Annotated in this window: 22 protein-coding genes; 10 read left to right on the top strand and 12 right to left on the bottom strand. The window is 73.5% G+C overall.

Going from position 1 to position 19,735, the window contains the following annotated elements:
- Positions 1–197: 197 nt before the first annotated feature.
- On the bottom strand, positions 198–1,160 hold the full coding sequence (locus ACSU6M_RS29705) for an SCO0930 family lipoprotein (protein ID WP_437073807.1): 963 nt from the start codon (positions 1,158–1,160) through the stop codon (positions 198–200).
- A gap of 337 nt (positions 1,161–1,497) precedes the next feature.
- Positions 1,498–1,929 (bottom strand): hypothetical protein, encoded by a 432-nt coding sequence (locus ACSU6M_RS29700; protein WP_437073806.1) that lies wholly within the window; start codon positions 1,927–1,929, stop codon positions 1,498–1,500.
- 22 nt (positions 1,930–1,951) lie between these two features.
- Here ACSU6M_RS29700 and ACSU6M_RS29695 point away from each other — a divergent pair, with 22 nt between their 5' ends.
- The 3 genes from ACSU6M_RS29695 to ACSU6M_RS29685 all read left to right on the top strand — a co-directional run bounded on the left by ACSU6M_RS29695 (position 1,952) and on the right by ACSU6M_RS29685 (position 3,593).
- Positions 1,952–2,083, top strand: coding sequence for a hypothetical protein (locus ACSU6M_RS29695; protein WP_437073804.1), 132 nt, complete (start codon positions 1,952–1,954; stop codon positions 2,081–2,083).
- A gap of 15 nt (positions 2,084–2,098) precedes the next feature.
- Complete coding sequence (locus ACSU6M_RS29690) at positions 2,099–2,863, top strand: DUF4239 domain-containing protein (RefSeq protein ID WP_437073802.1); 765 nt, start codon at positions 2,099–2,101, stop codon at positions 2,861–2,863.
- A gap of 199 nt (positions 2,864–3,062) precedes the next feature.
- Positions 3,063–3,593 carry a hypothetical protein gene (locus ACSU6M_RS29685; protein ID WP_437073801.1) on the top strand — a complete coding sequence of 177 codons (531 nt, stop codon included), beginning with the start codon at positions 3,063–3,065 and terminating at the stop codon, positions 3,591–3,593.
- A 97-nt stretch (positions 3,594–3,690) separates the two neighbouring features.
- Here ACSU6M_RS29685 and ACSU6M_RS29680 read toward each other — a convergent pair whose 3' ends face one another.
- Entirely contained in the window at positions 3,691–4,281 is a 591-nt protein-coding gene (locus ACSU6M_RS29680) for a hypothetical protein (protein ID WP_437073800.1), read from the bottom strand.
- A gap of 335 nt (positions 4,282–4,616) precedes the next feature.
- Between ACSU6M_RS29680 and ACSU6M_RS29675 the strand changes: the two genes are divergently transcribed.
- Complete coding sequence (locus tag ACSU6M_RS29675) at positions 4,617–5,294, top strand: class F sortase (RefSeq protein WP_437073799.1); 678 nt, start codon at positions 4,617–4,619, stop codon at positions 5,292–5,294.
- A gap of 31 nt (positions 5,295–5,325) precedes the next feature.
- Here the strand turns inward: ACSU6M_RS29675 and ACSU6M_RS29670 are convergent, their stop codons facing one another.
- Positions 5,326–6,159, bottom strand: coding sequence for a polysaccharide deacetylase family protein (locus tag ACSU6M_RS29670; RefSeq protein ID WP_437073797.1), 834 nt, complete (start codon positions 6,157–6,159; stop codon positions 5,326–5,328).
- Between the two features lie 161 nt (positions 6,160–6,320).
- On the opposite strand from ACSU6M_RS29670, the gene ACSU6M_RS29665 reads away from it, so the two are divergent.
- A complete protein-coding gene (locus tag ACSU6M_RS29665) occupies positions 6,321–6,776 on the top strand; it encodes a universal stress protein (RefSeq protein ID WP_437073796.1) in 456 nt (151 codons plus the stop codon).
- Positions 6,777–6,810: 34 nt separating this feature from the next.
- On the opposite strand, the gene ACSU6M_RS29660 is transcribed toward ACSU6M_RS29665, so the two are convergent.
- Entirely contained in the window at positions 6,811–7,968 is a 1,158-nt protein-coding gene (locus ACSU6M_RS29660; protein WP_437073794.1) for a CapA family protein, read from the bottom strand.
- Between the two features lie 214 nt (positions 7,969–8,182).
- Here ACSU6M_RS29660 and ACSU6M_RS29655 point away from each other — a divergent pair, with 214 nt between their 5' ends.
- The 3 genes from ACSU6M_RS29655 (at position 8,183) to ACSU6M_RS29645 (ending at position 10,286) form a co-directional block, all read left to right on the top strand.
- Positions 8,183–8,731: a sigma-70 family RNA polymerase sigma factor gene (locus ACSU6M_RS29655; protein ID WP_437073793.1), complete on the top strand. Its 549-nt coding sequence runs from the start codon at positions 8,183–8,185 to the stop codon at positions 8,729–8,731.
- A 148-nt stretch (positions 8,732–8,879) separates the two neighbouring features.
- On the top strand, positions 8,880–9,386 hold the full coding sequence (locus tag ACSU6M_RS29650) for a hypothetical protein (protein ID WP_437073792.1): 507 nt from the start codon (positions 8,880–8,882) through the stop codon (positions 9,384–9,386).
- A gap of 249 nt (positions 9,387–9,635) precedes the next feature.
- Positions 9,636–10,286 (top strand): zf-HC2 domain-containing protein, encoded by a 651-nt coding sequence (locus tag ACSU6M_RS29645; protein WP_437073791.1) that lies wholly within the window; start codon positions 9,636–9,638, stop codon positions 10,284–10,286.
- A gap of 31 nt (positions 10,287–10,317) precedes the next feature.
- Here the strand turns inward: ACSU6M_RS29645 and ACSU6M_RS29640 are convergent, their stop codons facing one another.
- Positions 10,318–10,872 carry a cysteine hydrolase family protein gene (locus ACSU6M_RS29640; RefSeq protein WP_437073789.1) on the bottom strand — a complete coding sequence of 185 codons (555 nt, stop codon included), beginning with the start codon at positions 10,870–10,872 and terminating at the stop codon, positions 10,318–10,320.
- Positions 10,873–11,025: 153 nt separating this feature from the next.
- Between ACSU6M_RS29640 and ACSU6M_RS29635 the strand changes: the two genes are divergently transcribed.
- Positions 11,026–12,207: a PP2C family protein-serine/threonine phosphatase gene (locus tag ACSU6M_RS29635; RefSeq protein WP_437073787.1), complete on the top strand. Its 1,182-nt coding sequence runs from the start codon at positions 11,026–11,028 to the stop codon at positions 12,205–12,207.
- Positions 12,208–12,210: 3 nt separating this feature from the next.
- Here ACSU6M_RS29635 and ACSU6M_RS29630 read toward each other — a convergent pair whose 3' ends face one another.
- The 4 genes from ACSU6M_RS29630 to ACSU6M_RS29615 form a co-directional block, all read right to left on the bottom strand.
- Positions 12,211–13,074: an Fpg/Nei family DNA glycosylase gene (locus ACSU6M_RS29630; protein ID WP_437073785.1), complete on the bottom strand. Its 864-nt coding sequence runs from the start codon at positions 13,072–13,074 to the stop codon at positions 12,211–12,213.
- Positions 13,044–13,271: a hypothetical protein gene (locus ACSU6M_RS29625; protein ID WP_437073783.1), complete on the bottom strand. Its 228-nt coding sequence runs from the start codon at positions 13,269–13,271 to the stop codon at positions 13,044–13,046. The genes ACSU6M_RS29630 and ACSU6M_RS29625 overlap by 31 nt, the downstream gene beginning before the upstream one ends.
- Positions 13,268–15,346, bottom strand: a complete 2,079-nt coding sequence (locus tag ACSU6M_RS29620) for a SpoIIE family protein phosphatase (protein ID WP_437073781.1) — start codon at positions 15,344–15,346, stop codon at positions 13,268–13,270. The genes ACSU6M_RS29625 and ACSU6M_RS29620 overlap by 4 nt, the downstream gene beginning before the upstream one ends.
- Before the next feature lie 183 nt (positions 15,347–15,529).
- Positions 15,530–16,816, bottom strand: coding sequence for a DUF6777 domain-containing protein (locus ACSU6M_RS29615; RefSeq protein ID WP_437073780.1), 1,287 nt, complete (start codon positions 16,814–16,816; stop codon positions 15,530–15,532).
- Between the two features lie 97 nt (positions 16,817–16,913).
- Here ACSU6M_RS29615 and ACSU6M_RS29610 point away from each other — a divergent pair, with 97 nt between their 5' ends.
- Entirely contained in the window at positions 16,914–18,317 is a 1,404-nt protein-coding gene (locus ACSU6M_RS29610; protein ID WP_437073778.1) for a lipase maturation factor family protein, read from the top strand.
- Positions 18,318–18,364: 47 nt separating this feature from the next.
- Here ACSU6M_RS29610 and ACSU6M_RS29605 read toward each other — a convergent pair whose 3' ends face one another.
- Together ACSU6M_RS29605 and ACSU6M_RS29600 are read right to left on the bottom strand one after the other, a co-directional pair.
- The gene (locus tag ACSU6M_RS29605) at positions 18,365–19,336 is read right to left on the bottom strand and encodes an aldo/keto reductase (RefSeq protein WP_437073777.1); all 972 of its coding nucleotides are present in this window, start codon (positions 19,334–19,336) and stop codon (positions 18,365–18,367) included.
- Positions 19,333–19,518, bottom strand: a complete 186-nt coding sequence (locus ACSU6M_RS29600) for a hypothetical protein (RefSeq protein ID WP_437073775.1) — start codon at positions 19,516–19,518, stop codon at positions 19,333–19,335. Before ACSU6M_RS29600 ends, ACSU6M_RS29605 begins: the two co-directional genes overlap by 4 nt.
- Positions 19,519–19,735 lie beyond the last annotated feature (217 nt).

Here is a 19,735-nt window from a genome sequence, read left to right as displayed (position 1 = left end):
GGCGTAGGCGATCCGGTGTTCGAGCTGAGGCTACTGATCGCCCGGCAAAGGAGCGAGTGGAAACGGAAATTGACCATCCGTTCCCGGTCACTGCCTGCGGCATGTGCCGAATTGATACCCGGTGAACCTGTGCGAACACACCAAAGCGGTCCGCCTCTCCGTGGGGGCGGAGAGGCGGACCGGACGGCGCAGCCGGGCTACTCCTTGGGAGCGCCGATCGGCTTGCCGTCGGGCGCCACGGCGAACCATGTGCCGCCGACGCCCTGGCCGTTGGTGTCACCCGGGGACTTGTCGCCGGAGAAGGTGTAGATCGGCCAGCAGTCGATCGTCTGCTGCTTCTTGCCGTCGGGGCGCGTGAAGCTCATCAGGCCCTTCTTCTCCACGCCCTTGGTGTCGTTCACGGCGACCGGCTCGACGACCGGCCACTTCTCCAGGCAGGCGCCGGTGCACGCGGAGACCGGCTCGGGCCATGCCTCGTCCTTCATGAAGCGGTAGACCGTCATGCCGTTGCGGTCGACGACGATCTCCCCCAGTTTCGGGTCGTTCCGGGTGGACAGTCCGGGCAGATCGGCCAGTTTGGCCTTCTTGCCGTCGGGGGCCAGCGCGAACCAGGTGCCCTTGACGCCCTGCCCCTTGACGTCACCGGGGTTGAGGTCCTTGGCGTAGCGGTAGGCGGGCCAGCCGCCGATGGTGAGCTGCTTGGTGCCGTCGGGGCGGGTGACCTCGCCGAGCATCTGCGGGTCCACGCCCTCGCCGGCGCTGGCGTCGTCCGCGAGGACCGGCGGCCAGGCGGCGGCGCAGTCGCCGTCGCAGTTGGTCTTGGGCGGCTCCGCGGTGTCCTGGTCGAACCGGTACAGGGTGCGGCCCGCGCCGTCGGTGAGCACCTGGCCCAGTTCGGCGTTGGCGGACACGGCGAGCCTGCCGGCGCTCTCGGCCGCGGGCTGTGCCGCCGCGCCGCCCGCCTGGCCGTCCTGCTGGGTGCCGCCGGTACCGGCGTCGTAACCGCCGCCGGACCCCACGCCGTAGCCGCCGGCCGGTGCGGCCGCGCCCACGTTCTCGCTGGCCGGCTGGGTCCCCTTGTCCTGACCGCACGCCGTCGTCAGCGCCAGTACGGCCACGGCGCTCGCCACGAGAGAGGCGCTCCGCCAGGAGGTCTTCATCGTCAACTCCCCAAGTTCCCAAGGATGTTGCGGCGCGCTGCTGCGACCGCCGCACGGCATGGGGTACGCGGCGGCGGCCGGGCGTGTTCAATGCCGCGGGGGATTTCTTCGCTCCGGGCGTCAACGCCGCCCAAACCTCCCCGGCCCCCGAATCCCCCGTTCGGGGCAATCTCCCTGCCGTCGGGCCTGACCTACGGGGGACAGGGCTCATGATCTGCGTCGTGCATGGACACCGACCGACCCATCGCGCCGTCGCCGTGCGGGCGGTGGCCCTCACGGCGCTGACCTGGGCCCTGGTGGGCGCGCCGGCGGAGCACGCGGCGGCGGACGCCTGCGCCTACGCCTCCACGGGCCCCGGCGGCACGGAGGCGGTGGCGGTCGCGGGCAGCGGGAACGGGAACTCGAGCGGCGGGAGCGGTGGCGGGTCCTGGCCCTGGCCGACGCTTCCGCCGTGCCCGAAGCCGCCGCCCCCTCCGCCGTGCCCGAAGCCGCCGCCTCCCCCGCCGTGCCCGGAGCCGACCCCCACGCCCACGCCGACACCGCCCAAGCCGACGCCGACGCCCACGCCCACGCCCACGCCTCCGGAGCCCACCCCCACGCCACCGCCACCGCCGCCGAGGCCCCGGCCGACGCCGCCGCCCGAGCCGCCCCCTCCCCCGGCCCCGGCGCCCCCACCGGCACCGGCTCCCGCGGTCACACCCCCGCCGGAGCGCACCCCGGACCCCACGCCGACCCCCACACCGAAGCCGACGCCGACGCCGACCCCCACCCCGCGCCCGTCGGCGCCCCCGGTGAGCTACCCGCCGTACCAGCCGTCGGCACCGCAGCGGGCCGCGCACGGCGGGACGACCTCGCCGCTCACCTTCGTCCTGCTCATCACCGTGCCCGCGGTGATCGCCGTGGCCGCGCTGCGGTCGCGCTGACCCTGGAGGCCCCCCTTGCCGGAATGGCTTGTTCTCACCCTCGCGATGCTCGCCGCCTGTGCGGTGGTGGTCCTCATCACCCTGATCCGCCACCGCGCGGCGAGCGAGGACGAGGATCCCAGCGAGACCCCGGACGTCATCGAGTACATGACGATGTGGATCGGTGTGGTGTACGCCATCGTCCTGGGTCTGGCCATCGCGGGTGTCTGGGAGGCCCGCAGCGCCGCGCAGGAGCACGTGCGGGCCGAGGCCCAGGCGCTGCACGAGGTGGTGGAGCGGGTGCGGGTGTATCCGGCCGACGTCCGTGACCGGATCCGTGCGGATGTCAACGCCTATGTCGGACACGTCGTCACCACCGAGTGGAAGCACATGGCGGACTCCGGCGAGGTGACCGAGCGGGGCGAGGAACTGCTGGACCGCGTCCGGCGGGACGTGACCGACTACGAGCCGCGCAGCGACTTCGAGGCCCAGGCGTACCAGCCGCTGGTCGACCAGGTGGCCGCCGCCGACCAGGCGCGCACCTCCCGGGCCACCTCGACCGGCGCCACCATGCCGGGGGTGGTGTGGTTCGGGCTGCTCGCGGGTGCCGTGGTGACCATCGGGATGGTGCTGGCGCTGCAGATCCGGCGCACCCCGCGCGAACTCGTGCTGGCGGGGCTGTTCTCCGCGCTCATCGCCTTTCTGCTGTTCCTCATCTGGGACTTCGACGCCCCCTACAGCCGGGGCATCACGGCGTCGGCGGAGCCGTTCCTGCATCTGTTCCCGGGCGCCGGTGACTGACGCGCCCTCACTCGGCTCCGGCCCGGCCCGGCGGTCGCCACGCCGTCGGCGTCCCCCGGGCGGCCCAGGGACGTGCCCCATTCGCACGACTGCGTTCGCGCACCTGTGCGCATGTTCCTAGCGTTTCGGTCATCGAGGTGCATTTCTGGCGCAAGCGGAAAAGGTCCGCAGCTGCTCCTCGGGGACCGGAGGATTCACCATGCGCGCGATACGCGTCGCTTCGGCCGCACTGCTGGGCGTCACCGCTCTCGCCTGCGCCGCGCCGGCCGCCGTCGCGAAGGGCGACGAGAACATCACGCCGTTCGGCTTCAGCGTCCTGCCCTCGACCATCGCCGCGGGCGGCCAGGTCACCCTGAACGTCGACCGGGACGGCGGCTGCAAGGGCACCGTCCGGGTCACGTCGGCCGTCTTCGACACCGTCTCCATCCACGCCCACCACTCCTCGGGCACGGCGACGGTCGACTGGGACGCCAAGGCCGGGGCGATGTACCGGGTGACGTTCACCTGTGACGGGGTGAGCGGCTCGACGGACCTGACCATCGCCGGGGGCCGGCCGGTCGGTCCGACGCCGGTGCCCGTGGTGCCGCCGCACGGTGTGCACGCCGGTGAGGGCGGCACCGTCGGCGGGTTCGACCTGAAGGAGATCGGCCTCGGAGCCGCCCTGATCGCGGGCTCGATCGGAGCGGCGTACCACTTCTCCCGTCGCCGCACCGGCGAGGACGGCGGCTGACCGCCCCGCCGCCCGCAACGGCTCGGCCCCGGATCCCAGGATCCGGGGCCGAGCCGTAGGCGCCACGTGCGAGGCGGGGGAAGGACGCGGCGGGCGGTCAGATCCGCTTCTCGGCGCGGCGGCGCAGCCAGAACACGCCACCGCCGATGGCGGCCAGCGCCACCAGACCGCCGCCGATGGCCATGTCGGTCGGGGTGGCGCCGCTGGTGCTGCTGCCGCCGAGGCCGCCCCGGACACCGCCGATGACGGTGAAGGCGTTGTCCTTCGTCAGCGGCGCCCGTCCGGTGCAGTGGACGGTGATGCTGTACGAGCCGGGGTTGGCGTTGCTGTGGATGGTCGCGGTGCCCTTGGACGTCTCGTTGGCACCGTGGATGGGCGTCAGAGTGGTCGACGGGAAGGCCGCCGAGGTGGCGGTGCCGCCCTGCGGGCAGCCGTCGACGGTGATGGTCATCTGGCCGCCGCGGGCGATGACGCTGGGCAGGGCGACGATGTTGCTGACCATGTGGCCGTTGCCGCCCATGCCGCCGCCGAAGCCCCCGTGGTGGCCGTGGTCGCCGCCGTTGCCGCCGAAGCCGCCGCCGTGACCGCCGCTGTTGCCGCCGGCCTCCGAGGCGACGGCCGCGGGGCCGGCGAGCCCGAGTACGGCGACCGCGGCGGCGGAGACCGCCAGGGCACGTGAGTTGCGCATGTGATCCTCCGCGGAAGGCGCCCCGGGGCCCGTCCCCGGTCGATCGGCGAGAGAACGCCTCCCACGAAAGACCCTCAGACGCCCCGCGCGGGCCCGCATTTCGGCAATGGTCCGTACCGGTGAGGCGACACGCCGACGGAAAACCGCACAATCGGATATTGCCGCAGGTCACGGACCGTCAGAAAATTCCTGTTCGGCGCTACTCGGATGGCGCACCGGAGGCCGCGGCGCATAACCCGTTCGTCTCTGCCCCGTCGCCGGTTGAGCCCGCGGCATTTAGCGTTCTCGTATGCGCGAAATGACGCGGCGACGGCCGCGTCGAGAGGGGATGGCGAATGTCTGCGTCCGAGCTGGCGGCCGAGCTGGCCGAAGAGGAGGAGCGGCGGAAGAAGCGCGCCCCTTGGGGCGTGATAGCGCTTGTTCTGCTGACCGGTCTCGCGCTCATTCGCAACGGGTCCGGGGAGTTCGACGTGGGCCCGCCGCAGCCGGCGTCCGCGGCGGCCGCGGACAGCCGCACCGCGCCGGGCGGCACCTTCGGCCAGGCCCCGGACCCGCTGCCGTACGCCGTGCCGGACCGGGTGCGGATCCCGGCGATCCAGGTCGACGCGCCCATCATGCCGGTCGGTCTGGACGCGGAGGGCTGGGTGGACGCGCCGCCGCCCGAGGACCCGAACCTCGCCGGCTGGTTCACCGGCGCGGTCGCCCCCGGGGAGAAGGGCACCGCCGTCGTCGTCGGCCATGTCGACAACAAGCAGGGACCCGCCGTGTTCTACGGCCTCGGTGCGCTGAAGCAGGGAAATCGGGTCGAGGTCGCCCGGCAGGACGGGAAGACGGCCGTCTTCGAGATCTACGGCATCGAGGTGTTCGAGAAGAACAACTTCCCGGGCGACCGCGTCTACGCGTCCAAGGGAACCGCGGAATTGCGGGTCATCACCTGCGGCGGCGGTTTCTCCAAGCAGAACGGCTACGACGGGAATGTCGTCGCCTTCGCCCGCCTGGTCGAGGTGCGCTGAGCGTCCTTTCCGACCGGGCGGGCGGACGCCCTCAGGCGTGGTGCCGGCGCGGCACGGTGATGTGATAGCCGTCGTCGAGCAGCTGCGGCAGATACTCGCGCAGCGCCCGCACGCTCTGGGAACGGTCGCCTCCGGCGTCGTGCGACAGCACCACGACGCCGGGGGCGGCGCCGTTCTCCACCCGGCGGGTGATGGTACGGGCGCCGGGGCTGGTCCAGTCCAGGGTGTCGACGGTCCAGGCGAGCGGCTCCATGCCGAGTTCGGCGCCGAGCTGGAAGGCGGCGCGGTTCCAGGCCCCGTAGGGCGCGCGGAACCACTCGGGGCGGTCGCCCCATGCCTCCTCGATGATGTCGCAGGTACGTTCCATCTCGGTGCGGATCCGGGCGCGCCCGAGCCGGGTGAGCAGGGGGTGGGACCAGGTGTGGTTGCCGACCACATGGCCCTCGTCGGCCATCCGCGCCAGCAGGTCGGGGTTGGCCTCGGCCATCTCCCCGCACACGAAGAACATCGCGCGCACGTCGTAGTCGCGCAGGGTGTCGAGGATGTCGGGGGTGTAGCGGGGGTCGGGGCCGTCGTCGAAGGTCAGCACCATGGTCCGGCCGCGTCCGGAGACGCGCAGCAGCGGCTCGCGGCGCACCGGGGTCCTGCCGGGTGCGGTGCGCGGGGGGCCGTAGCCGGTCAGCGGCTGGAGGCGGTAGGCGGACGGCTTCATCGGGACGCGGCGGGCCGGGGCGCCGGGCGCGGGGGCCACGGGCGCGGCGGGGTCGCCTCCCAGCGTGAGCAGACCGGCCGTACCGGCCGCGCACGCGGCGGCGGCACCGGCGGCCAACACCCGGCGCCGGGTGAGCAACTGATCCTTCTTCATGACTCATCAGTCGCCCCACGGGCGGCTGACGCACCACCATGCCACCGGTGCGGCGGCACGATTGCACCCACCCGGCCCAACGGGACTTGGCCGAGCGGGGCCTCCGTGCCGTCGCCGTCCGCCCCGTCGTCGGAGGGATCCGTTCCGTTAGCCTCTCGGGTGTGACGGAACAACAGCGGTTCGAGCGGGGCACGGACGGGCCCAAGGTGATCCTGGTCGGCCTGGACGGGTCGGACTCGTCGCTGCGGGCCGCGGCCTACGCGGCGGGGCTGGCGCGGCGGCAGCGGTCGCTGCTGGCCGTGGTGTACGTGCAGCCGGTCGTGCCGGCCGGGGCGGCGCTGGGGCTGCCCGTGGCCGAGGCGACCGAGGAGATCGCCGAGGATCTCGTGGCGCAGATCCGGGAGGCCGCCGAGCGGCTCAAGGGGGTGTCGGAGGTGCGCTGGGAGTTCCACACCTTCCGGGGGGACCCCTACGGCGGTCTGGCGCGGGCGGCCGACGAGCTCAAGGCGGACGCCGTGGTCGTCGGCGCCTCGGAGCGGGCCGGCCACCGCCTCGTCGGTTCGGTGGCGATCCGGCTGGTGAAGGCCGGGCGCTGGCCGGTGACGGTCGTGCCCTAGCCGGACGTCGCCGCCCGCGCCCGGTCGGGCCCCGTCACCCGCCCATCACCAGCCCGTCCTGCGCCGCGCCCCGGCTGAGGACGACGTCACGGATCCGGTCGCGTACGGCGGCGACGTCGGCGCCCTGCTCCAGCGCGGCGTTCAGATTCACCACCCGTCCGGCGTCGATGTCGAACAGCTGCGGCACGAACTCGGCCCTGGTGACCTCCCAGCGCCCTCCGGGCCGGGCCGGTGGGGCGAAGGTGAAGCGGCCGACGGTGGACTGGTTGCCGCGCGGGTCGGGCGCGCCCTGGTGGTTGTACATCTGGCCGGCGATCTGGTCGCCCATGCCGTAGACCACCCAGGTGCCGTTGACCTTCTCGTATGCCTGGGGGACGTGGGCGTGGGTGCCGAGGATCAGGTCGATGTCGGGGCGGCCGCCGGTGCGGGACGCGGTGAGGGTGCGGGCGAGGGCGAGCTGCCGGTCGTCGGGGGCGTCCTGCCATTCGGTGCCCCAGTGCACGGACAGGACGACCACGTCGGCGCCGGCCCGGCGGGCCGCGCGGGCGTCGGCGATCATGCGCTGCTCGTCGATCAGGTTGACGGCCCAGGGCTGCCCGGCGGGCAGGGGGTAGCCGTTGGTGCCGTAGGTGTAGGCGAGGTGGGCGACCTTCGCCGCGCCCGCCCGCAGGACGGTGACCGTGCGCGCCTCGGCCTCGCTGCGGGCCGTGCCCGCGTGCCGCAGACCGGCCCGGTCCATGGCGTCCAGGGTGCGCCGGATGCCGTCGGCGCCGTCGTCGAGGCTGTGGTTGGAGGCCGTGGAGCAGCCGTCGTAGCCGGTCGCGGCGAGACCGCCGGCGACCTCGGGCGGGGACTTGAAGGCCGGGTAGCCGGTGTACTGGCCGTCCGCCCCGTACACGGTCTCCATGTGACACAGCGCCAGGTCGGCGCGGGAGACGACCGGTTCGATCCCGGCGAGCATGGGCCGGAAGTCGTAGCCCGTGCCGCCCGCGTCGAAGCGGGCCCGGTCGATGATCGAGCTGTGCGGCAGCACGTCCCCCGACGCGACGAGGGTGAAGCCGCGGGGATCCACGGCGGTGGGCGCCGGACGGCCGGGGCGGGCGGCGGGCTCCTGGTTCTGGGCCTGGCAGGCGGCACCCGCGGCGAGAACGGCCGTCAGGGCGAGGGCGATCTGTCGGCTGCGTGCGATCATCCGTTCACCTCACATTGGTCATATTTACCCACCAATAGGTACGAAGGTGACTCCTGCCGCAAACAGCACGAACCCTCTCTTTAACCCGTCCGGTCCGCGCGTAAGGGCGGTCCGGGACCGTTCGTCGAACCGTTCGTCGACGCGTTCGACCGTCCGCCGCACAACCGCCGCACGCTCCCTGTCCCGCCCCGCGCCCCTGCGATGCGATACGGCCATGACGGCCGCGACCACTCTCACCACCGGGACGACGACCGCCGAGCACGAGCTCGCCGCGCTGCAGCGCGAGCACGGCCGGCCCCTCTTCGCGCTGCTCCTGCGGCTCTGCGACGGCGACCGGCAACGCGCCGAGGACCTCGTGCAGGAGACGCTGGTGCGCGCCTGGCAGCATCCCGAGGCGCTGCGCGCCGACGCCTTCGACTCCGTACGGCCCTGGCTGCTGACCGTGGCCCGGCGGCTCGCCATCGACGCGCGGCGGGCCCGGCAGGCGCGTCCCGCGGAGGTCGGCGACGCGGATCTGGAGCACGCCAGGGTGTGCGCCGACCACGCCGAGCGGTCGGCCGCGACGGTCGATGTGCGCGAGGCTGTGAAGACACTCACTCCCGAGCACCGTGAAGTCCTGGTGCTGGTGTATTTCCAGGGGGCGAGTGTGGCGGAAGCGGCGAAAACGCTGGGCATCCCGCCGGGTACCGTGAAGTCGCGCGCGTACTACGCGCTGCGCGCCCTGCGCCGGGTGCTGCCGGGGTACGCGGCCGACCTGCGGTGAAACCGACGGTCGAGTCAAACCTCCGTAAAGCGCCTTGCCCGGAACCCCGGTTGAGTAATCGGCTGTCCTCATCCGTGTTCCGGATGGGTCCTCGACCGCGAGGACCGGGGTCGGGCGACGCGCACGCACCGGAGGAAGGCAGGAAGGGATGCTGCACAGAGGTCAGGGCACGGACGGCCAGGGCGGTGGGGAACTCACCGTCCCCATGGCCTGGTTGTACGCCGAGTACATCGCCGACGAGCTGCTGCGGTCCGGTGACCTCATGCCGCCGACGTCCTTCGAGTTCCGTGCGGGACGGGACGCGCTGGCGCTCACCGTCTTCCTCTCCGACACCGAGGGCGAGCTCTCCGGGATCCGGGTGATCACCCAGCTGGAGACCTGGCTGTCCCTGACGGCCTACGACCAGCCGTGGCAGGACTGGGTTCGGGACCGGATGGCCGAGCTGACCGAGCGGGCCGACGCGGCCGGGGGCCCCGCACCGGACCTCGACCTCGCGGCCGCCGCGTGGCGCTGGCTGGAGGAGACCGAGCTGCTCGCCCCCGACCTCAACGCGGTGCCGGGCGGCGCGGGCGGCGAGGACGAGGGCCCGAAGGTCTGGACCCCGGCCTGGCAGCTGGGCCTGCCCCTGGGCCACCTCGCCATCAGCCTCTTCTAGCGGGAGCCGGACCCGCCGCGATCAAGGACACGGCCGGACCGGAGGCCGGGCACGGGTCGCGATCCGGTCGGATCCGGACCCGTGCCGAGGGGATTGCGACTTTCTCCCCGACGCGACCAATCCACGGCCCCCGCCGCTCCGAATCCTCCGGGCCGGATTCGCGTGTGGCTTGAGTGATTCGGCCGTGCGGTGCGTACGGGTGGGAGCAAGGAGTAACCCCACCCGCACTCAATGGCACGAGGATTCGGCATGAGGTCCCTGGAGAGGCATCGCGACGTCGCCGCGTACGCGCTCGGCGTGCTGGACGAGGCGGAGGCGTTCCGCTTCGAGGACCACCTCATGGAGTGCCCGAGCTGCACCACCCGAGTGACCGAATTCGGCCCCGTGACCCGGCAGTTGATGCTCTACCGGCAGGCGACGCCCCGCACCGTGCACCCCCTGGCCGGGCCCGGCCCCCGGCTCCTGGACCGGCTGCTGAGCGAGGTCGCCGCCCGCCGCAGGGCGGGCCGTCGCAGGGTGCTGTTCGCCGTGGCCGCCTCGGTGGTGCTGGCCGTGGCCGGGCCCGTGATGGCCCTCGCGGCCGGGGGCGGCGGCGGGTCGGTGCGGGTGTCCGCCACCGACGAGCGCTCGGGCGTCTGGGCGCGGGTGACCTCCGAGGACGAGCCCTGGGGCAGCCAGGTGGGACTGGAGGTCAGGGACGCGGCCGGGCCGCGCTCCTGTCTGCTGGTGGCCGTCGGCCGCGACGGCTCCGAGGAGACCGTCACCAGCTGGACCGTGGCCCCGCACGACGCCCGCCCCCATTCCCTGCACGGCGGCGCCTCCCTGCATCCGGGCGAGATCGCCCGCTACGAGGTGCGGACCACGACCGGCGAACGGCTGGTCGCGATCCCCTCGCCCTGACGGGCTCTCCCCCGCACACCCGGCCTGCCGCTCAGCCCCTGAAGTCGACGTCCGCCGTGGCCACGGTGCCCGCGGTGCGGCCCGGAGCGCGCTGGCCCCGCCAGTAGAAGTTGGTGTGCGCGATCACCTGGGCCGGGCTCGGGGCGCCGTACGCGCTCAGGTCCTCGGTGGTGTGGGCGTCGCCGACCAGGAAGACGTCGTAGCCGCGGGTGAAGGCGCCGTGGACGGTCGAGCGTATGCAGGCGTCGGTCTGGGCGCCCGCGACGAACAGCCGCCCGATCCCCCGCTCGGCCAGCACCCGCTCCAGATCGGTGTCCTCGAAGGAGTCCCGGTAGCTCTTGTGGACCACGGGCTCGGGGGCGCGGCGGACCAGCTCCGGGACGTACTCCCAGCCGTGGCTGCCGCGCGGCAGGTCCTCGTCGGAATGCTGCACCCACACCACGTCGACGCCCTCGGTCCGGGCCCGGTCGACCAGGGAGGCGATGTTGGCGGTGACGGCCGCGCGGTCGTGCACGGACGCCACGACGTCGTTCTGGAAGTCGATGACGAGCAGCGCGCTGTTCGGGCGGTCGGGCAGCGTGGTCACAGGGCCTCCCCCGATCGGATCCCCCCACGGTGGATCATGTGCCGCCCAGCGTAGGACACCCCACTGACACTCCCGCCGGGCATGTGGAGCGCCCCGGTGTGAGACTGCTGGACGACGCACCCGACCGTTGGGGGGACCGACGAGGGGAGCCGTGTGGTGACGGCGGACAGCGGTGACGGCCTCCTGGAGGAGTTCCTCGCCGACCCGGAGAACGGCCGGCTGGATCTGACCACCGCCGTGACCCGGTGTGCCAAGGCGATGGGGCTCCAGCACTGCGTGGTCTATCTGGCCGACCTCCAGCAGCGCGAACTCGTCCCGCTGACCGATGTCGTCCCCGCTCTGCCCGTCGACGCCTCGGAGGCCGGATGGGCGTACCGCACGCAGTCGCTGCGGGTGACGGAGTCCGACACCGGGGGCCTGACCGCCTGGCTGCCGCTCCTGGACGGCGCCGAACGGCTGGGCGTCCTCGCCCTGCACACCCCCGAGCTGACCCCGGCGTCGCTGCGGCACGCCCGCGCGCTCGCCACCCTCATGGCGATGCTGGTGACCTCCAAGCGCGCCTACAAGGACTCCTTCGTGCGGCGCACCCGTACCGAGCCGATGCGGCTGCCCGCGGAGATGCTCCGCGCGTTCCTGCCGCCGCGCACCATCGGCACCGCGCACGCCGTGTCGACGGCCGTGCTGGAGCCCGCCTACGATCTGGGCGGCGACGCCTTCGACCACGCGCTGACCGAGACCACGCTGCACGCCTCGGTGCTGGACGCCATGGGCCACGACCTGGCCTCGGGGCTGACCAGCGCGGTGGCGCTGGCCGCGTGCCGCAACGCCCGGCGCACCGGCGCGGACCTGCCGGAACTCGTGCAGAGCGTCGACGCGGCGCTGTCGACCTGGCTGCCGGACCAGTTCTGCACCGGCATCCTCGCCCAGCTGGACCTGGCGAGCGGCATGCTGCGCTGGACCAACTGCGGCCATCCCACGCCGCTGCTGATCCGCGGCCAGCGTCTGCTGGTCGACGCGCTGGCGCGGGACGCCGATCCGCCGATGGGGCTGCCGTCCGTGCTCGCCGAGGACGGCCGCGCATGCCATGAGATCGCGCTCGAGCCGGGCGACCGGGTGCTGATGTACACCGACGGGGTCACCGAGTCCCGTATGCACGACGGCGAGGAGCTCGGCCTCAACCGGTTCGCGGACTTCGTCATCCGGGCCACGGCGGCGGGTGAGCTGGCGCCGGAGATCCTGCGGCGGCTGATCCACTCGCTGCTGGACGCGCAGCCCGGCCGGCTGCGGGACGACGCCACGATCCTGATGCTGGAGTGGTGGCCGCCGACCCGGTGAGGCTCACTTCAGCAGGCGCGACAGCCTGCGGTCCGCCAGCGGTTTGCCGCCGGTCTGGCAGGTGGGGCAGTACTGCAGCGAGGAGTCGCTGAAGGAGACCTCGCGGATGGTGTCGCCGCAGACCGGGCAGGGCTCGCCGGTGCGGCCGTGGACGCGCAGTCCGCTCTTCTTCTCCGCCTTCAGACGGCCCGCGGCCAGGCCGCGGGAGCGTTCGACGGCCTCGGTCAGGGTGGTGCGCAGGGCCTCGTAGAGGCGGGCGGTCTCCTCGGGGGTGAGGGAGGCGGCGAGCTTGAACGGGGACATCTTCGCCGCGTGCAGGATCTCGTCGCTGTAGGCGTTGCCGACGCCGGCGATCAGGCTCTGGTCGCGCAGGGCGCCCTTGAGCTGACGGCGTTCGCCCGCGAGGAGGGCGCCGAGGCGGGCCTCGTCGAAGTCGTCGGCGAGCGGGTCGGGGCCGAGGCGGGCGATGCCCTCGACCTGCTGGGGGTCCTGGACGACGTACACCGCGAGGCGCTTCTGGGTGCCGGCCTCGGTCAGGTCGAATCCGGCGCCGGTCTCCAGGGCGACGCGCAGGGCGAGCGGGCCCTTGCCGGGGCGGGGCGGGCCGTCGGGGAGGCGGTCCTTCCAGTGCAGCCAGCCCGCGCGCGCGAGGTGGGTCACCAGCTGCGGGCCGCCGTCGGTGACGAGGTCGAGGAACTTGCCGTAGCGGCGCACCTCGGTGACCGTACGGCCCTCCAGAGCCGTCAGGGGCGGGTCGTACGTCTTCAGGACGCTGATCGCCACGGGCAGCACCCGGACGATCTCGTGGCCGACCAGGTTCTGCGTCAGGAAGTCCTTCAGCGCTTCGACCTCGGGGAGTTCCGGCATACGTCCAGGGTGCCATCCGGGGCCGGGCCCCTCATGTCGCCCGCGGGGGCCGGGTCCGCCATGTCGCCCGCGGGGGCCGGGTCCGTCATGTCGCCCGCCGGGGCCGGGTCCGTCATGTCGCCCGCCGGGGCCGGGTCCGTCATGTCGCCCGCCGGGGCCGGGTCCGTCATGTCGCCCGCCGGGGCCGGGTCCGTCATGTCGCCACCTCGAACTCGCACCACACGCATTTGCCACCGCCCCGCGCCTCCACCCCCCAGGCGTCGGTGAGCAGGTCGACCAGGAGCAGCCCGCGGCCCGAGACCCCGGAGTCGCCCGCCTCGCGGCGGCGCGGCAGGGCGCTGGAGGAGTCCTCGACCTCGACGCGCAGCCGGCGTCCGGCGGCGAGGGCCCGCAGGGTGACGATGGCGGCGCCCTCGGTGTGCATGAGGGCGTTGGTGATCAGTTCGTCGGCGACCAGTTCGACGTCGTCGGCGCGGCCCTGGGCGCCCCAGGCGCGGACGGCGGCGCGGATCATGTGCCGGGCCTCGCGGAGGGCCTCCGGGTCGCCGGGGGCCACGTGCTGCTGGAGCCGGCCGCCGTCCTGCGGGGCGTCCGGGCCGCGGCGGTGCAGCAGGAGCAGTGCCACGTCGTCGTCGCCGCCGCGTTCCTCGGCGAGGTCGATGAGCATGTCGGCGAGGTGGCGCACGTCCTCGGGGCCGGAGGCGATGAGCGCGGTGAGGTCGCGCATGCCGTCGTCCAGGTCGGCGCCGGGCACCTCGACCAGGCCGTCGGTGCACAGCAGCAGGGTGTGGCCGGGGTCGAGCTCGAGTGTGGCGACGGGGTAGTCCAGGCTGCCGAACTCCGCGGACAGACCGAGCGGCAGCCCGCCCTCGACGGTGACGCGGCGGCAGGTGCCGTCGGGCTGCCGCACCAGGGGGTCGATGTGGCCGGCGCGGACCACCTGGACCACTCCGGTGGCCAGGTCCGCCTCGGCGTACAGGCAGGTGGCGAAGCGGTCGGTGTCGAGTTCGTGCAGGAAGACGGAGGCGCGGGCCATCACGGTGGCCGGCGGGTGGCCCTCGGCGGCGTAGGCGCGCAGCACGATCCGCAGCTGGCCCATGACGGCGGCGGCGTGCGTGTCATGGCCCTGGACGTCGCCGATGACGGCGCCGACCCGGCCTCCGGGCAGCGGGATCAGGTCGTACCAGTCGCCGCCGATGTCCCGGCCGAGGGAACCGCCGATGGTCGCCGCGCGGTAGCGGACGGCGACGTCGGCGCCCCGCACGCTGGGGATGGTGCGCGGCAGCATGGCCTGCTGGAGGCCCTGGGCGATGTCCTTCTCCTGCTCGTAGAACATGGCCCGTTGCAGGCTCTGGGCGATGCTGCTGCCGAGGGCGACGAGGATGTTGCGTTCCTCGGGGGTGAAGCCGTGGCGGTCGCTGTACAGCAGGCCCATCGCGCCGATCGGGCGGGCCTGGACGATCAGCGGCAGATACGCGGCGGCGGTGATCCGCAGGTCGGTGATGTGCGGCCACAGGATGGGGTAGCCGGCCGCGAACTCCTCGGGGGACTCGATGAAGCGGGGGCTGAGCGTGCGCACCACCTCGCTCATCGGGTACGGCTCGTCGATGCCGGTGACGCCGGTGCCGGGGACGAAGCTGCCGGTGGGGCCCTCGGCGATCAGCCGGATGCGGCCCGCCTCCACCAGGCCCATGACGAGGCTGGTGGCGCCGAGGTGGGTCAGGCCGTGGGTGTCCTTGATGACGTCGATGACGTCCTGGACGGTGCGGGCGTGCGCCAGGGCGGCCGTGGCCAGCTGGATGACGTTGGTCTGTTCGAGGCGGGCGTCGTCCTGCACGAGGCGCCGGCCGCGCGCCTCGCTCTCGGCGAGTTCCTGGGTGGCGTCGCGGACGATGCCGATGATGCGGCGCGGGCGGCCCGTGTCGTCCCGGCGGATGTAGCCCTGGGTGTGGGTCCAGCGCAGGGTGCCGTCGCGGCAGCGGATGCGGAAGTAGGCGCCGTAGTTCTCGCTGCCGTCCTTCAGCGCCTGGGAGACCATGGCGTCCAGCCGGAGCGCCTCGCCGGGCGGGACCCGGACGCCGAGGGTCTCGGGGTGACCGTCGTACTCCTCGGGCAGCACGTCGAAGACGTTGTGGGCCTGGGCGTCCATCACCATCAGGCCGGTGTCCAGGTCCCAGTCGAAGCTGCCCATGCGGTTGAGCGCGAGCACCGCGTCCGCGTGGGCGGGCCAGTCGTCCGGGAGTGACAGCGGGCTCGCTCCCCGATCAACCATGGGCCCACCTTGCCAGCATTTGTCCGATTCTTCGAGCGGGGCCGCCCGAGGGGGAGGCCCCGCGACGGGGTACGGAGACCGGGGGCCACGCGGAGGTACGGCGGCCGGGGTCCGCGCCGGGGTACGGCGGCCGGGGTCCGCGCGCCGGGATACGGCGATCAGGGCCCGCGGCCGCCGTCGGGCTCACCCGGCGAAGACGTCGGTGGGGCTGCCGAAGATGCTGCCGGTGTCGGGGGCGTCGGGGATCAGGCCGCCGCCGTCGGGCACGTCGGGGGTGTCCGGGACGGTCTCCGGGCCGATCTCCTCCGGCGGGGTGCCGGAGTCGGGCGGGCTCGGCGGCTCGACGCTCGGGGGTGTGGCGGTCACGGTGACCGGCGTGCAGTCCGCCGCCGTCGGGGGCAGCGGGGCGGGGTCGGTGGCGCCGGGGGTGACGGTGACCGTCGGGGTCACGCAGTCGGCCGGCGACTCGCCGGGCACCGAGGCGTCCGGGGAGGTGCCGAACTCGCGGGCGTCCGGGCTGGAGGCGTCCGGGTCGGGACTGCGCGGGGTGAGCGTGCCGGGGGTCGGCGCGTCCGGAGTCGTGGAACCGCTCGGGCTCGTGGAGTCGCCGGGGCTCGTCGAGCCGCTGGGGCTCGGGCTGTTGCTCGCGCTCTCCAGCTCGCTGGGGGTCGGCGGCCGGGTCGTCGCCCACACGGGCGGGCGTACGGGGCGGTCGTGCCGGGCGTCGTGGCCGCAGCGCCGCTCGATCCAGGTGTTGTCGACGATGTTGATGATGGTGATGTGGGTGATCACCTTGGGCGCCGGGGTCACCACGACCACCTGCGCGGGCCGGTACCCCGGCCAGGGGCTGCCCTTGGCCGTCCGGGCGCCGCCGCTCGCCTCGGGCGCGCTCAGCGGGTTGCCGCAGGCGCAGCGCACGCGGGGCACGCCCTTGCGGTCGACGAGCACGGCGGTGCCGGACTGGAGGACCGACTGGAAGGCCGTCGCCCGGCCGGCCCGGTAGCCGTGGTTGGTCACTTGGGTGTCGGCGCGCAGCACGACCGGGGTCAGGCCGCGCAGATAGCCGGGGACGGCCTGGGGGCCGATGCCCTCCACCCCGGCGAAGGCGCGCGCCTTGGCGGGGTCGGCGGTCAGCAGGTCGATCTGCCGCTGGACGTCGCAGCTGCCGGTCCGCGCCTTGCCGCCGTACAGACCCGGCGTGCCGCCGGAGACGGGGCGCGGCCGGGAGGGGGCCTCGGACGCGCGGGGCGTCAGGGCCGCCGGCTTGGCGCCGGAGGTGTCGGTGGACTCGGTGAAGGGGTCGGGCCCCTTGGCCGCGACGGGCTGCAGGAAGATCTCGCCGCCCGCGTCACTGGATGTGCCGTGCTCACCGCCGCAGCCGGTGGCGAGGAGCGCCACCGAGAGCGCGCTTGCGGTGACGAGGGTTCGGATGGGTGACCGCACCACGTTCTCCCGCCTGGTTTCGGGCAATACCTCACCATTGTTTGCTTCACTCACACGGGTTACGCAAACGCAGCGGGCGACCACTGAGCGTGACCGGCGCAGCATGGAGGAGAGGAGCGCGGCCGTGGACTGGTTCACCGCACCCGACTACTGGCTGAGCCGGCTGGTCTTCCAGCGGGCGCTGGCCGCCGTGTATCTCGTGGCGTTCCTGACGGCGGCCCTGCAGTTCCGGGCGCTCATGGGTGAGCGGGGCATGCTGCCGGTACCGCGTTTCGTGGCCCGGGTGCCGTTCCGGCAGGCGCCCAGTGTGTTCCACCTGCACTACTCCGACCGCCTGTTCGCGGCCTGCGCGTGGGCGGGCTGCGCGGTGTCGGCCGCGCTGGTCGCGGGGCTCGACGCGCTGCTGCCGCTGTGGGGCGCCATGCTGCTGTGGCTGGTGCCGTGGGCGCTGTATCTGTCGATCGTCAACGTCGGCCAGACCTGGTACTCCTTCGGCTGGGAGTCTTTGCTGCTGGAGGTCGGGTTCCTGGCCGTGTTCCTCGGCAACGACGAGGTCGCGCCGCCGATCCTGGTGCTCTTCCTGCTGCGCTGGATCCTGTTCCGGGTGGAGTTCGGGGCGGGTCTGATCAAGATGCGCGGTGACGAGTGCTGGCGGAAGCTGACGTGCCTCGACCATCACCATGAGACGCAGCCGATGCCGGGCCCGCTGAGCTGGTTCTTCCACCATCTGCCCCGGCCGCTGCACCGGGTGGAGGTGGCCGCCAACCACGTCACCCAACTCGGGGTCCCCTTCCTGCTGTTCACCCCGCAGCCGGTCGCCTCGGCAGCGGCGGCACTGATGATCGTCACCCAGCTGTGGCTGGTGCTGTCCGGCAACTTCTCCTGGCTGAACTGGATCACCATCGTGCTGGCGCTGTCGGTGATCGAGTTCCCCGCCGACCCCCCGTCCGTGCCCGACGCCCCGCTCTGGTACGTGATCGTCGTCCTCGGGGTCGCCGCGCTGATCGCCTTCCTCAGCTACCACCCGGTGGTGAACATGATCTCCCGCCGGCAGGTCATGAACCGGTCCTTCGACCCGCTCCACCTGGTCAACACCTACGGTGCGTTCGGCAGCGTCAGCCGGGTCCGTTACGAGGTGGTCCTGGAGGGCACGCTGGACGACGTACCGCGCGCGGACTCGGACTGGCGGGAGTACGAGTTCAAGGGCAAGCCCGGTGATCCCCGGCGCTGGCCGCGCCAGTTCGCCCCCTACCATCTGCGCCTCGACTGGCTGATGTGGTTCGCGGCCCTCTCCCCCGCCTACGCCGGGGCGTGGTTCGGGGCGCTGGTGGAGCGGCTGCTGGAGAACGACCGCGACACCCTGAAGCTGCTGCGCCGCTCACCGTTCCCGCCCGACACCCCTCCGCGCTTCGTGCGCGCCCGTCTGTTCCGCTACCGGTACACGACCTGGCGGGAGCTGCGGGAGACGGGGGCGTGCTGGGAGCGGACGTATGTGCGGGAGTATCTGCCGCCGACGCGGCTGCAGTAGGCACGCGCGCACGCTCCCGGCGGCCTGCGGCGGCGCGGGCCTCCTCCTCATCGGACGGGTGCGGCGGCGGGCAGCAGGCCGCTGTCACGCAGCTCCTGCCAGAGGGCGGCGGGCACGGGCGCGGCGAACTGATGGGCACAGTCGACGACTTCGTGCGCGGAGCGGGCGCCGACCAGCACCGAGGCGACGGCCGGGTGGGCGGCGCAGAAGGCCAGCGCGGCGGCGCGCAGGGTGGTGCCGTGGCGGGCGCAGACGGACTTCAGGCGCAGGGCGCGGTGCAGCAGCCGCGGGGGCGCGGCGGCGTAGTCGTACGTGGCGCCGGGCCTGGGGTCCGCCAGCAGGCCGGAGTTGAAGGGGCCGCCGATCACCACCGATGTGCCGCGTTCCTCGGCGGCGGGCAGCAGTTCGGTGAGCGCCTGCTGGTCGAGCAGTGTGTAGCGGCCGGCGCACAGCACCACGTCCACGTCGGTGTCCCGGACGAAGCGGGTCAGCATCGCGGCCTGGTTCATGCCCGCGCCGATGGCGCCGACCACGCCCTGGGTGCGCAGCCTCTCCAGGGCCGGGTAGCCCTCCCGGAATGCCTGTTCGGCGTGGCCGTCGGGGTCGTGCAGATAGACGATGTCGACGTGGTCGAGGCCGAGCCGTTCCAGGCTGGCGTCCAGGGTGCGTCGTACGCCGTCCGCGCTGAAGTCCCAGACGCGGCGGTGGGTGGCGGGGACGGCGAAGCCGTGGGCGAGGTCGTCGCCACCGGCGTCGGACGGCTCCAGGCGGCGGCCCACCTTGGTGGAGACCGTGTACCGGGCGCGGGGGTGCTCGCGCAGGGCGGCGCCCAGGCGGCGTTCCGACAGGCCGAGTCCGTAGTGCGGGGCGGTGTCGAAGTAGCGGATGCCGCGCTGCCAGGCGGCGGCCACGGCGGCGTGCGCCTGCTCCTCGCCGACCGGGGCGGAGAGGTTGCCGATGGCTGCGGCGCCGAAGGCCAGCGGGCTGACGTGGACGGCGGTGGAGCCGAGGCGGTTCACGGGGTCCGCCGGGTCCTGGTGGCGGCGGGCGCCTCGGGCGCGCGGCCGGCGCGCAGGAGGGCCAGGGCCTCGTCGGGGGCGAGCGCGTCGGTCGGATGGCGGAAGTCGATCAGGTCGCGGGAGGTGGGGAAGCGGACGTCGTAGCTGTCCGGGGCGGTGATGCGGGCGGAGGGCGCGGGCACGGAGGGCCTTTCGGTTCCGGGGCATCGACGACCGCATGCTTATCAGACCGATCAGGGCACACGACAGGGCTGTACGACGACCTCGGGGTCGTCGCCGACCTCTCGCGCGGGTCCCGGCGTGCCGGAACTCCTGGAGGCCCGGCGCGTACGGGAGTCGGCGGTGTCCGCGCGGTCGCGTCACCCGCGCGAAAGGGGCGGGCGGGACCGCGCGGACACC

The organism is Streptomyces sp. enrichment culture, assembly GCF_964272895.1.
Classification (GTDB): domain Bacteria; phylum Actinomycetota; class Actinomycetes; order Streptomycetales; family Streptomycetaceae; genus Streptomyces.
The sequence above is the reverse complement of the archived record's forward strand: the minus strand, read 5'-3'. Positions and strand labels throughout refer to the sequence as shown.

Bases quoted from the DNA above. Each gene is read 5' to 3' on its own strand.
- ACSU6M_RS29705 (WP_437073807.1), bottom strand. From the start codon at position 1,160: ATGAAGACCTCCTGGCGGAGCGCCTCTCTCGTGGCGAGCGCCGTGGCC.
- ACSU6M_RS29685 (WP_437073801.1), top strand. From the start codon at position 3,063: ATGCGCGCGATACGCGTCGCTTCGGCCGCACTGCTGGGCGTCACCGCT.
- ACSU6M_RS29680 (WP_437073800.1), bottom strand. From the start codon at position 4,281: ATGCGCAACTCACGTGCCCTGGCGGTCTCCGCCGCCGCGGTCGCCGTA.
- ACSU6M_RS29675 (WP_437073799.1), top strand. From the start codon at position 4,617: ATGTCTGCGTCCGAGCTGGCGGCCGAGCTGGCCGAAGAGGAGGAGCGG.
- ACSU6M_RS29670 (WP_437073797.1), bottom strand. From the start codon at position 6,159: ATGAAGAAGGATCAGTTGCTCACCCGGCGCCGGGTGTTGGCCGCCGGT.
- ACSU6M_RS29660 (WP_437073794.1), bottom strand. From the start codon at position 7,968: ATGATCGCACGCAGCCGACAGATCGCCCTCGCCCTGACGGCCGTTCTC.
- ACSU6M_RS29655 (WP_437073793.1), top strand. From the start codon at position 8,183: ATGACGGCCGCGACCACTCTCACCACCGGGACGACGACCGCCGAGCAC.
- ACSU6M_RS29650 (WP_437073792.1), top strand. From the start codon at position 8,880: ATGCTGCACAGAGGTCAGGGCACGGACGGCCAGGGCGGTGGGGAACTC.
- ACSU6M_RS29645 (WP_437073791.1), top strand. From the start codon at position 9,636: ATGAGGTCCCTGGAGAGGCATCGCGACGTCGCCGCGTACGCGCTCGGC.
- ACSU6M_RS29630 (WP_437073785.1), bottom strand. From the start codon at position 13,074: ATGCCGGAACTCCCCGAGGTCGAAGCGCTGAAGGACTTCCTGACGCAG.
- ACSU6M_RS29625 (WP_437073783.1), bottom strand. From the start codon at position 13,271: ATGACGGACCCGGCCCCGGCGGGCGACATGACGGACCCGGCCCCGGCG.
- ACSU6M_RS29620 (WP_437073781.1), bottom strand. From the start codon at position 15,346: ATGGTTGATCGGGGAGCGAGCCCGCTGTCACTCCCGGACGACTGGCCC.